The sequence below is a fragment of the Streptococcus sp. GMD5S genome (assembly GCF_000298715.2).
GTDB lineage: Bacteria > Bacillota > Bacilli > Lactobacillales > Streptococcaceae > Streptococcus.
In genome coordinates this window covers 1-10,946 of the sequence record NZ_AJRG02000027.1, presented here as the reverse complement: position 1 = coordinate 10,946, position 10,946 = coordinate 1, and the positions used below count along the sequence as shown (strand labels likewise).

The window sequence follows — 10,946 nt, the reverse complement described above, 5'->3', positions numbered from 1 at the left end:
TCACTAATTTAACCACTGCTTCTGTCCGTGCAGTGTGGGGAAACATATCGACCGACTGGATATACTGGAGGTCATAGACTTTTACTAGTTTAACCAAATCTCGCGCTAAGGTCGAAACATTGCAGGATACATAGACCATTTTGTCTGGAACGTAGGTCAGAATGGTTTCCAACAGCTTATCATCTAAGCCTGTACGAGGAGGGTCAACTATCAAGGCATCCGCTCGGTAGCCATCACATTAGAACATAAAAGAGAGGTTGAACCTCTCTAAATTTATTTTTCTTCACTCATTTTTGATTTCACTTCATTATAAGATAGTGCATGGGATTCCTCTTCTACTGTCTCAGGCATTTTTCCTGTTTCGTAAAGAGATTTAATCTGTGTACTATCTAATGTTTCGTATTTCAACAATGCTTCTGCAATCAACTTATGAGTTTCACGATTTGACTGAATGATTTCAGCTGCTTTGTTTCGTGCCTCATTTAATAATGAACGAACTTCCTCATCAATCTCATAGGCTGTTTGTTCTGAAATTGATTTTTGAGGACTTTGTGCACCAAACATAGCATGATTACCTTCGTATTGAACTGGGCCAAGTTTTTCACTCATACCGTATTCAGTGACCATTGCACGCGCCATCTGTGTAGCTTGTTCAAAGTCATTTGAAGCTCCTGTCGTTTGGACATTAAAGATAATCTCTTCAGCTACACGACCACCCATCAAACCTGCTAATTGTTCTTTCATGTCTTCCTTAGATAGAAGCATTTGATCCTCTTTCGGAAGCGCAATCATGTAACCACCTGCACGTCCACGTGGTACAATGGTAACTTTATGAACAACACGGGCATTTGACAAGACTAAACCAACAATAGTATGTCCAGCCTCATGATAAGCAACCAATTCCCGTTCTCTTTGTGATACTGTTTTATCCTTCTTAGATGGTCCAGCAATCACTCTGTCTTCTGCCTCATCAATATCTGAAGCATCAATGACTGACTTGTTGCGACGGGCTGCAACCAAGGCTGCCTCATTTAGAACATTTTCCAAGTCAGCTCCCACAAAACCTGGAGTTTGTTGGGCAACTAGTTTCAAATCCACATCGTCTGCCAGAGGTTTATTTTTAGCGTGAACTTTCAAGATTGCTTCACGACCTTTAACATCAGGGCGACCAACTAAGACTTTTCTATCAAAACGTCCTGGACGGAGAAGAGCTGGATCTAGAACATCTGAACGGTTCGTCGCAGCGATAACAATAATTCCTTCATTTCCCTCAAAACCATCCATCTCAATCAAGAGTTGGTTCAAGGTTTGTTCACGTTCATCATTACCTCCACCAAGACCGACACCACGTTGGCGACCAACGGCATCAATTTCATCGATAAAGATGATGGCTGGCGCTGCTTTTTTTGCATCCTCAAAAAGTGAACGAACTCGGCTAGCCCCAACTCCGACAAACATTTCTACAAAGTCCGATCCTGAGATGCTAAAGAATGGAACTCCTGCTTCTCCAGCAACCGCCTTAGCAAGTAAGGTCTTACCTGTTCCCGGAGGTCCCTCTAAAAGAACACCCGCAGGAATACGCGCACCAAGTTTGGTAAATCGTTTTGGATCTTTTAGGAATTCAACAACTTCAACTAATTCTTGTTTTTCTTCCTCGGCACCTGCAACATCTGAAAATCGTACCTTGATATCTTCTTTGTTAGCAGCTTTGGCCTTGCTACGTCCAAAACTCATTGGATTTCGGCCACTATTTCCTCCCATATTTCCCATCATAGAGAATAAGAAGAAGAAAAGAATAGCAAATGGCACAACAGAGACAAGGATATTGATCCACATACCGCTTGAACTCTCATGTTTGACTGTTACTTCTGCCTGATGTTCAGAAGCAAGTTTTTGCAATTCTGAAACTGTTGAATCAGACGGAAGAATAGTACTTGAGAATCTTTCTACTGTTGTAGCTGTAGGAGTGAAAAATTGAATTCCCGTTTCTTCTTTACTAGTCTTAGGATTTTTATAAACACCAGACACTTCAATGATGCTACCATTTGGCTGATAGGTTAATTCTTTTACATTGTCTGCAGTAATTTCTTTTACCAGTTCTGTATAGTTAATTTTTTCGCTTCGTCCAGCAGTATTTCCAGAGTAAAAATACTGGAATCCTGTCACTAGGAAGAAGATAATTAACAAGTATAGAAATGGATTTCTAACTAAACCATTATTTTGTTTTTTCATTAAAGATAAATCTTTCTAATTTGAATAAACTTCTTCTTTCAATACTCCGACATAAGGAAGGTTACGATAATTTTCTTTATAGTCCAAACCATAACCTACTACAAACTCATTTGGAATAGTAAAGCAAGTGTAATCCGCTTCAATTTCAACAACACGTCCCTCTGGTTTGTCTAACAAAGTCGCGATTTTAACAGAAGCTACTTCTCTTGCAATAAACATATCTCTCAAACTCTTCAAAGTTTGACCCGTATCAATGATATCCTCTACAAATAAAACATGTCTTCCTTTGATATCTTGAGTCACGTCTTGCTTGATATTGATGACACCACTACTTGCTGTTCCACCATGGTAACTAGATACCATCATGAAGTCCATCTCGATATGCGTATCAATATGTTTGACCAATTCAGCCATAAAAGGAATCGATCCTTTCAGAATTCCAATAAGAATTGGATTTTTCCCCTCATATTCTTTTGTTAGTTGCGCACCTAGCTTTTTAGCTGCTTCTGTAATTTCATCATGTGAAACGAGGATTTTTTTAATATCGTGTTCTAACATCTTTTTACCTATCTATTTTTTCTATATAAATCACAGTGTTCATTATATCATTTTTCGTGTTTTTACTCAAATCACTGGTCGCAATTCCTGAAATTGAGACAATTTCTCCAAATTGCTCAATAATAGGGGTTGTTTTTCGTTTTTCAATAGGGATTTTTAAATCTATAAATAAGCGTCTCAGTTTCTTTCGATGACCATTCAGGATAATAACATCGCCAGGTTTTCGACATCTAATATGTACAGATGTTTCCCGTGAAACCGTTACTTTTTGAACAAAATCCCCTTCAATAGGGATGCCAAAGGAAAATAAATAGCCCTTATATCGAACTTGATTTTGATAGTGTAACACAAGTTCATCTTCCTTTTCATCGGCCTGAGGACTGATTTTACAAACTCGAAAATTCTGATACTCTTTTATCAATTCGTAGCCATTTTTAAGAGAATGACGATACTGGCTTTTCGTTGTTAAAATCTGTCGAACTTCATCAAACTGAGCCTTCGTCAGATTTAAGTCTGGAAATTGATTAAGATAGTTTTGGAGCAAGATTCCTTGAGTTTGTTGAGAGTATGAAAATAGCTCATTCAAATCTTCCACATCAATTTGTTTCGAAAGCTCCGTTATTGTTGCTTGGTAATCTGAAATTTCCCTTCCTAAATCTAAAAGGGCGGATTTAAGACGAGGATTTTCTTTTTCAAGCTCTGGTAAATACCTATTTCGAATGCGATTGCGAAAATAGGTATTTTCCTGATTTGTTTGATCTTCAAAATGAACAATTGGTGGAAAATCCTTTTTATGAAAATGCAACAAGGGACGAATGATTTCAATTCCATCAACTACTTGTCTTTCTTTTATTCCTGTTAAATAACGGAGCCGACTTCCTCGAATCAAGCGCATCAAAATCGTTTCAACTTGATCATCTGCATGGTGGGCAGTAACCAAGGCAGTCGCTCCAATCTCTTTCATGATTTTCCTAAAAAAATCATAACGAAACTCTCGAGCACGCGCTTCTGAAAAGTCTCCTAAGAAGCTTGTGATATAAATAGGAAGTTCAGCTGCATCAGCTAACTTCCTTAGTTCATTTTCCTCCCAGTCAGATTCCCTTCTCTGCTTGTGATTGACATGTGCTAAAATCAACTCAATTTCTAACTCATTTTGATAAGTAGACAATAGCTGGAATAAAAACATTGAGTCCAGTCCGCCAGACAAAGCTAATACGACTTTAGAATGTTTTTTGAAATACTCTTTTCGGAGAAAATGATTTAAAAAATCCTGGTCCCTCATTTTAGAACCTCATAGACATCCTTAGCTATCTTAGCAATAGTATCATAATCAGAATTTTTGGTGAAAATGGAAAGAACGAAAGGAGAATCCGTATAAACAATGGCAGTGTCATGTTTAAACTCATCGGCATCTCCAATTTTATGAGCTACCTTAACCGAAACACCTTTTGCGATTCTTTGGTTGTCAAAATCAGTCTTACCTAGAGACTCTAGGACAAAACCATTCTGATTATAAATAGCTTCCATGACTTTTCCAGCCATTTTTGAAGAAGTCAGTTTATCATTCACATCCCAATCTTCGCCCATAATGGTGGACATTTTTTCTTTAAAAGCCCCGTCAGATTGATTGGTCACGTAATAACCTAAAATATTATGAGCAACATTATCAGACTCTTTTGTTACCTTGGTAATTAACTGTTGAAGACTGTATTCTTTGTTATCTTCTTTTTTAGGTAAGCTACCACTACCTTCTGGTTTATAGGACCCAGGGAAACTATTTACTTCTGGGATATACTTGAAGCTACTGTCTAGCGTATATTCCCCTTGATTTATCTTATCTTGAGCGTAATAAAGGTAGGCTAGTTTCAAGATGCTAGCTGCATAAAGTTTGCTGTCTTCATTCACCCCAGCCTCTTTAGCTGTACTCAGTTGTTTAACATAAATAGAATAATTTTCATTCTGATAGTTGTTTGATAAAACTTCTTGAACCTTCTGGATGCGATTGTCTTCTTCTGAGGTGAACTCTTTTGATACCCACCCAACTTGATTGATATGAAGAAATTCTTGTCCCTCAGCAAAGAGAGCTCTATCCACCGTTACGCGTTGATAGGGAGAGAGGGTTGAAGAAATTTCTTTCGCATCATAGGGACTGTTATAGATAACAAACCCCTGCTCCAACCATACTTGTCTATTTTGAGTTTGAACTTGACTTTGATCATAGACCAACCGCTTATCTGCAAGGATAAACTGGTGATTATCTAATTTAAAAACAGGAACACCTTGTCTATTCAAACGCCATTCTACTATTTTAAAGGTGGTTCCAGGAGTCAATTTACCAGACTCCTTGACAAGATCCTCATTAGCATAGACAGCTGTTTCTCCATATACCATTGGGGATTCCAGAGTTTCTTTATAGTAGAATCCATAATCAGACTCGGTTAGATAATAAATTTCTTGTGAAGAGTAAGGAAGCTGTTTTTCTGTGCTAACTACTCTTGAGGTTATGATAAAAGCAGGTAGCAATAAAACTACTAAGAACTTACGCATTCTTCTCTTCCCTTTCTTCTTGTAATCGTAATAAATGGTTTTTAGTTGCCAATTCCTCTAATTTTTCATCTGATAAACTTAGAAATTGCTCAACAACTTCCAATAAATTTTCCATGACATTACCTCGGAAGCAAATCAGGAATTGTGTAAATTGCTTCTCGTTTCTTTGAGTAATAGTACTTGGCGCGTGCATACTTTGCTACATAGTCTTCATCTTTCAACTTTGCAGCAAAGGCGGATTCCTTATCCTTTTCATCACTAAGAGTTTGGTACTGCTCTTTCAACTCTGTTAATTGCTGACGTCGTTGCAGTAACTGATCATAGCTTTGGGCCAAGTTATAAGTTGGTAAAATAAACAACAAGATCATCAAAATAAGGACCCAACCCATAAAACGATTTCGTTTTTGTCTCTCCTTCATCAGGTAACGACGACGTTGATGTTCATTTTGAATAAAAGAATTATTCATCTGTACAATATTTTTAGACATTTTCTTCTACCCGTGTTTCACTGAGAATTTCATACATACCTGCTGCATCTTCTTTTTTTGTACTATCTTTCATATCTAGTACTTTAACAAGCAACAACTTATTTCCAAAGCGAATTTCAACTTGGTCATCAACTTTCAAATCCGTTGAACTTTTGGCCAAGATTCCGTTCACCTTGATTCTACCTTTATCTGCTACTTCTTTTGCGACTGTGCGGCGCTTAATAATTCGTGATACTTTTAAATATTTGTCTAATCTCATTTTTATTACCTCAAATTATTATTGTACCATTTTTATCCTTTTTATAGAAGAAAAATGTTAAATGGGATTTGCTTCCTTTGATTCTTTTATCTCTAATAAACTTTCTCCAAAAATCAGCAAACCTTCTAAAATTTCATAATCCTTCTTGTTTCGGACATCAAATATAACTTCCATTAATCCTTTATTCTCAGCTATGGATGCTTTTAAGTTCGTTGCGGATAAGGCTTTAAAATAATCTTGAGCCAAGAATAGTCGTTGAGTGACTTTTTCAAATTGAACTGTAATCTTATTTTCTTTTCTTTCCACACGTTCTACAAATACCTTGTCAAAATATGACTTGACCAAACCAATCTCTAAAAGATAGGCCACTACGTCTGGGTATTCTCCAAAGCGATCCATCAATTCTTCTTGTAGTTCTTCATAGTTGACACGATTGTCAATTTGACGAATTTTCTTGTAAATTTCAATCTTATGTCGTTGGTCAGAAATATAAGTGTCAGGAAGATAGGCGTCAATTTGTAAAATCAACTCAGCATTTCCTTTGCTTCTTTTATTCCCATTGCCGTTCCGTTTAGCAATAGCTTCCTCTAGTAACTGCGAATACAATTCAAAACCAACAGAATCAATGAAACCAGACTGGGACTTTCCTAGGAGATTTCCTGCTCCCCGAATCGAAAGATCTCGCATCGCAATCTTAAATCCTGAGCCTAATTCTGTAAATCCCTTAATCGCTTCTAATCTCTTCTCAGAGACTTCACTGATTGATTTTTCTGGACGATACATGAGATAGGCATAAGCAATACGATTGCTACGACCGACTCTTCCTCTTAATTGATACAAGGTTGACAAGCCCATGTGGTCTGCATTTTCAATAAATAAGGTATTGGCATTTGGAATATCTACCCCTGTCTCAATAATAGTAGTCGTCACCAAAATATCATACTGACCTTCAATAAAGTCAAGTAGAGTATTTTCTAACTGAATTTCACTCATTTGTCCATGAACATACCCAATCGAAGCCTCTGGAATCAACTCCTGTAATTCTGAAACCTTCTGGTCAATCGTGTCAACTTTATTGTAAAGATAGTAAACTTGACCTCCACGCTCCATTTCACGCAAGACAGCATCACGAATGACACTATCATTCTTCTCTAATACATAGGTTTGAACAGGATAGCGATTGGTTGGAGGAGTTTCAATAACAGACAAATCTCGAATTCCCAGCATAGACATGTGGAGAGTACGAGGGATTGGCGTTGCTGTCAAGGTTAGAACATCTACTTGTTTTTTCAGTTCTTTCAAAGTTTCCTTATGCTTAACACCGAATCGTTGTTCCTCATCAATAATCATCAATCCCAAATCTGAAAACACAACATCTTTTGACAAAACACGATGCGTTCCAATCAAAATATCGACTTGACCATTCTTTAGTTTTTCAAGTGTTTCTGCCTGCTCTTTTTTACTTCTAAAGCGACTCAACACATCAATATTAACAGCAAAATTTTGGAATCGTTCCTTAAAATTCGTATAGTGCTGTTGCGCTAAAACCGTCGTCGGAACTAGAACAACCACCTGTTTGTGATCATTGACAGCCTTAAATGCTGCACGCATTGCAACCTCAGTTTTCCCAAAACCAACATCCCCAACCAGAAGTCGATCCATGGGATGAGAATCCTGCATATCCCTCTTAATTTCCTCAATACTACGAAGTTGATCATCCGTTTCAACATAAGGGAAGGCATCATCAAAAGCATGTTGCTCATCATCATCAGCCGAGAAAGCAAATCCCTTCAACTGACTACGCTCAGAATAAAGCTTAATTAAATCGTCAGCTATATCCTCTACCTGGTTCTTAACTTTTTGCTTGGCCTTTTTGAAATGACCATCATTTAATTTATTAAGTTTTGGAGCTTTTCCATCACTTGAAACATATTTTGACAGTAACTGAATCTGCTCTACTGGGATGGAGATTTGATCCCCATTTTGATATTGAACACTGACATAATCACGGTGAATCCCTTTGATTTCAATTGTTTCAATTCCTAGATATTGACCAATTCCATGGATATGGTGAACAACGTAGTCCCCTTTTTCAAGTTCATTATAATCTTTCAATCGCTCCGCATTTGACACATGTTGTCTTCTAAAACGACGTTTTAATTTCTTTTGAAAAATCTCATGTTCAGTAATCAAGAGAATTTTTTCATCTACAAAGTGAAAACCATGTCTTAGATTACCCTCAATCAAGTTTACAGATTCTTTACAGATACTTGACTTATCTCTGGAATCCAATTTGATCTGATATTCCTCTAAAACATCTTCCAACGTCTTACTTCCCATTGAATTGCTAGACTGCAAAATAATAGTGTAGTTCATTTTTTTGTATCGCTCAATTTCTTCTTTTAAAAATGAAAATTGATTGAAAAACTCTTGCATGGGGTATTGATTAAATTGATAAATGTGATCAAACTTAAGATTTCCTAAGCCCTTTTGCAGATTGGAGAAAAAGGTAACTGGACTTTGTTTTTTATAGGTTTGCTCTGTATCTGCAAAATACTGCATCCCAGAAAATGATTTACCATTCTGTAAATCTTCTGTAAAGTATTGTGCTAATTCTCTTTCAAAGGATTCATACTGATTCATCAATTTTTGATAGTCATCAAAGAATACTGGTGTATCTTTTTCAATATAATCAAATACAGTCCATGTTTCATCGTAACATAAGGACAAAAACTTTCGACTATCTGAATGTACTTGTTTTTGATGAAAACTTGACAAAATCTCTTCCAAATATGATTTTAAAATTGGTGATAGAGTCTTTGAAATTTGCTTTTCTAAAGCTGACTGTCCTCGTTGATAATCTTTTTCTCTCAAAAGTATGTCGCTAGCTGGAAAGATAGTGAGGTTGGTCTGATTTTCTTTCGATAATTGTGTTTCGACTTCAAAAGTACGAATACCATCTACTTCATCGCCAAAAAACTCGATTCGGAAAGGTTCTAACTGAGACATCTCAAAAATATCTAAAATATCTCCTCGAATACTAAACTCACCTTGTGTCCGTACTTGAGTAACTTTTCGATAGCCAATTTCCTTTAACTGGTGAAGTAGCTCGTGTTGGTCATATTCTTCGCCAACTGCAATTTTTATAGTACTTTCTTTAAATCTAGTCGGAGAGGGTAAAATTAACCGACTCGCTGCGATATTACAAACTAAAATCCCTTTCTTAGACGGATCACTCAAAAAACGCAAGGCCTCAACCCGCGAAATGATTTTTTCTTGCGAAGACATCAAAAACTCTACCATAGGAGAGTCATCAACCAAAAATGGATAGACAAGTTCCTCTCCTAAGAGAGAAAGAAGATCACTGATAATTCGTTCTGCTTCTCCATAAGTTGAAGTCAGTAACACAATCTTATTTTCTTTTTCTAGACTGCTTGCAATTGCAATAGCCTTGGTAGACGTTGATAAACCAAGTATTAGTTGTCTTTTCTTATCTATCAGATTTTGATGCCATTTTTTTATCTGGTCATTTTCTGAGAATAAATCTAATAAAGTCACCATTTAGCCGTTATACCTCTGCATTGTTTTCTCAAAGTTTTTCTCTTGTAAATAGTAGTTTACAGCATCGTCAACCTTGTCAATGGACTGTAAAATACCCACATAGTCATCCTGATCAAACTTACTTAAAACATGATGAACAACGGACATGCCTTTTTTAGGTCTTCCAATACCTATTTTAACACGGTTAAATATCTGAGTACCTATATGTTGAATAATAGACTTGATACCATTATGACCACCAGCTGACCCCTTTGCTCTTAAACGAATTTTCCCAACTTCCATGTCAAGATCGTCGTAAATAACGAGTAAATCTTCAATATCCAAACCATAGTAAGTCAATAAAGCATGAACCGCTTTTCCACTTTCATTCATAAATGTTGTTGGTTTGACGAGATAAATTTTTTCTCCATTGAAGAAAAAAGAAGCTAGGTCAGCTTGAAATATCTTGTCATGTGTAAAGGTGACATTTTGTTTTTTGGCCAATTGGTCAATCAACATAAATCCAACGTTGTGCTTGGTTTCAAAATATTTATCCCCTGGATTTCCCAATCCTACAAGTAATTTGGTCATTTATTTTTCCTTTCAAAAGCCAAAAGGGTTGGAATTTTTTTCCAACCTAATTGACACTATTTATTAAATATTATTAAACGTTAAAGCGGAATTCCATGATATCGCCATCTTGAACGATATATTCTTTTCCTTCTTCACGCAAGCGCCCAGCTTCTTTTACAGCCTTTTCAGATCCATATTTCACTAGATCCTCATATGACATTGTTACTGCACGAATAAACCCTTTTTCAAAGTCTGAGTGGATAATACCAGCTGCTTGAGGAGCTTTCATCCCTCGCTTAAAGGTCCAAGCACGGACTTCTTTTTCACCAGCTGTGAAGTAAGTTCCAAGCCCAAGCAAGTGATAGGCTGCACGAGTCAACTTGTCAACGCCTGATTCTGTCAAGCCAAGTGCTTCAAGAAACTCTTGCTTATCCTCATCGTCTAACTCAGAAATTTCTTCCTCAGCACGCGCGGAAATAACGACTACTTCAGCATTTTCTGTCGCTGCAAATTCACGAATTTTCTTCACATATTCGATAGAATCTGGGTCTCCAACAACATCCTCATCCACATTAGCAACATAAAGAACTGGTTTAGTGGTCAAAAGGAAGAGACCTTTGACAACCTTTTGTTCTTCATCTGTAAATTCGATGGTGCGAGCTGATTTTCCATCCTCAAGGACTGGTTTAATCTTTTGAAGAACATTAAATTCTGCTACTGATTCTTTATCTTTTTGCGTACGTGCCATC

The 10,946-nt window shown here is 36.9% G+C and carries 10 protein-coding genes and 1 pseudogene; all 11 read right to left on the bottom strand.

From position 1 onward, the window contains the following. Nucleotides 1-235: pseudogene (locus GMD5S_RS10625) on the bottom strand (23S rRNA (uracil(1939)-C(5))-methyltransferase RlmD); the annotation flags it as partial. A gap of 38 nt (nt 236-273) precedes the next feature. Next, nucleotides 274-2,232, bottom strand: a complete 1,959-nt coding sequence (gene ftsH / locus GMD5S_RS0209300; RefSeq protein ID WP_000744588.1) for an ATP-dependent zinc metalloprotease FtsH — start codon at nt 2,230-2,232, stop codon at nt 274-276. Between the two features lie 15 nt (nt 2,233-2,247). Further along, nucleotides 2,248-2,790 (bottom strand): hypoxanthine phosphoribosyltransferase, encoded by a 543-nt coding sequence (gene hpt / locus GMD5S_RS0209295; protein WP_000889405.1) that lies wholly within the window; start codon nt 2,788-2,790, stop codon nt 2,248-2,250. Between the two features lie 4 nt (nt 2,791-2,794). Next, nucleotides 2,795-4,072: a tRNA lysidine(34) synthetase TilS gene (gene tilS, locus GMD5S_RS0209290; protein ID WP_001205570.1), complete on the bottom strand. Its 1,278-nt coding sequence runs from the start codon at nt 4,070-4,072 to the stop codon at nt 2,795-2,797. Continuing rightward, entirely contained in the window at nt 4,069-5,337 is a 1,269-nt protein-coding gene (locus GMD5S_RS0209285; protein ID WP_001224817.1) for a serine hydrolase, read from the bottom strand. Before GMD5S_RS0209285 ends, tilS begins: the two co-directional genes overlap by 4 nt. Next, on the bottom strand, nt 5,330-5,452 hold the full coding sequence (locus tag GMD5S_RS10865) for an SP_0009 family protein (protein WP_000429344.1): 123 nt from the start codon (nt 5,450-5,452) through the stop codon (nt 5,330-5,332). Before GMD5S_RS10865 ends, GMD5S_RS0209285 begins: the two co-directional genes overlap by 8 nt. Before the next feature lie 4 nt (nt 5,453-5,456). Continuing rightward, on the bottom strand, nt 5,457-5,825 hold the full coding sequence (locus GMD5S_RS0209275; RefSeq protein WP_000041922.1) for a septum formation initiator family protein: 369 nt from the start codon (nt 5,823-5,825) through the stop codon (nt 5,457-5,459). Further along, on the bottom strand, nt 5,818-6,084 hold the full coding sequence (locus GMD5S_RS0209270) for an RNA-binding S4 domain-containing protein (protein WP_001234972.1): 267 nt from the start codon (nt 6,082-6,084) through the stop codon (nt 5,818-5,820). The genes GMD5S_RS0209275 and GMD5S_RS0209270 overlap by 8 nt, the downstream gene beginning before the upstream one ends. A 57-nt stretch (nt 6,085-6,141) precedes the next feature. Beyond that, a complete protein-coding gene (gene mfd, locus GMD5S_RS0209265) occupies nt 6,142-9,645 on the bottom strand; it encodes a transcription-repair coupling factor (protein WP_000258061.1) in 3,504 nt (1,167 codons plus the stop codon). Beyond that, nucleotides 9,646-10,215, bottom strand: coding sequence for an aminoacyl-tRNA hydrolase (gene pth / locus GMD5S_RS0209260; RefSeq protein ID WP_000163918.1), 570 nt, complete (start codon nt 10,213-10,215; stop codon nt 9,646-9,648). Between the two features lie 73 nt (nt 10,216-10,288). Beyond that, nucleotides 10,289-10,946 (bottom strand): DUF933 domain-containing protein (locus GMD5S_RS0209255; RefSeq protein ID WP_016893850.1); only part of this gene is annotated, 658 nt, incomplete at its 5' end.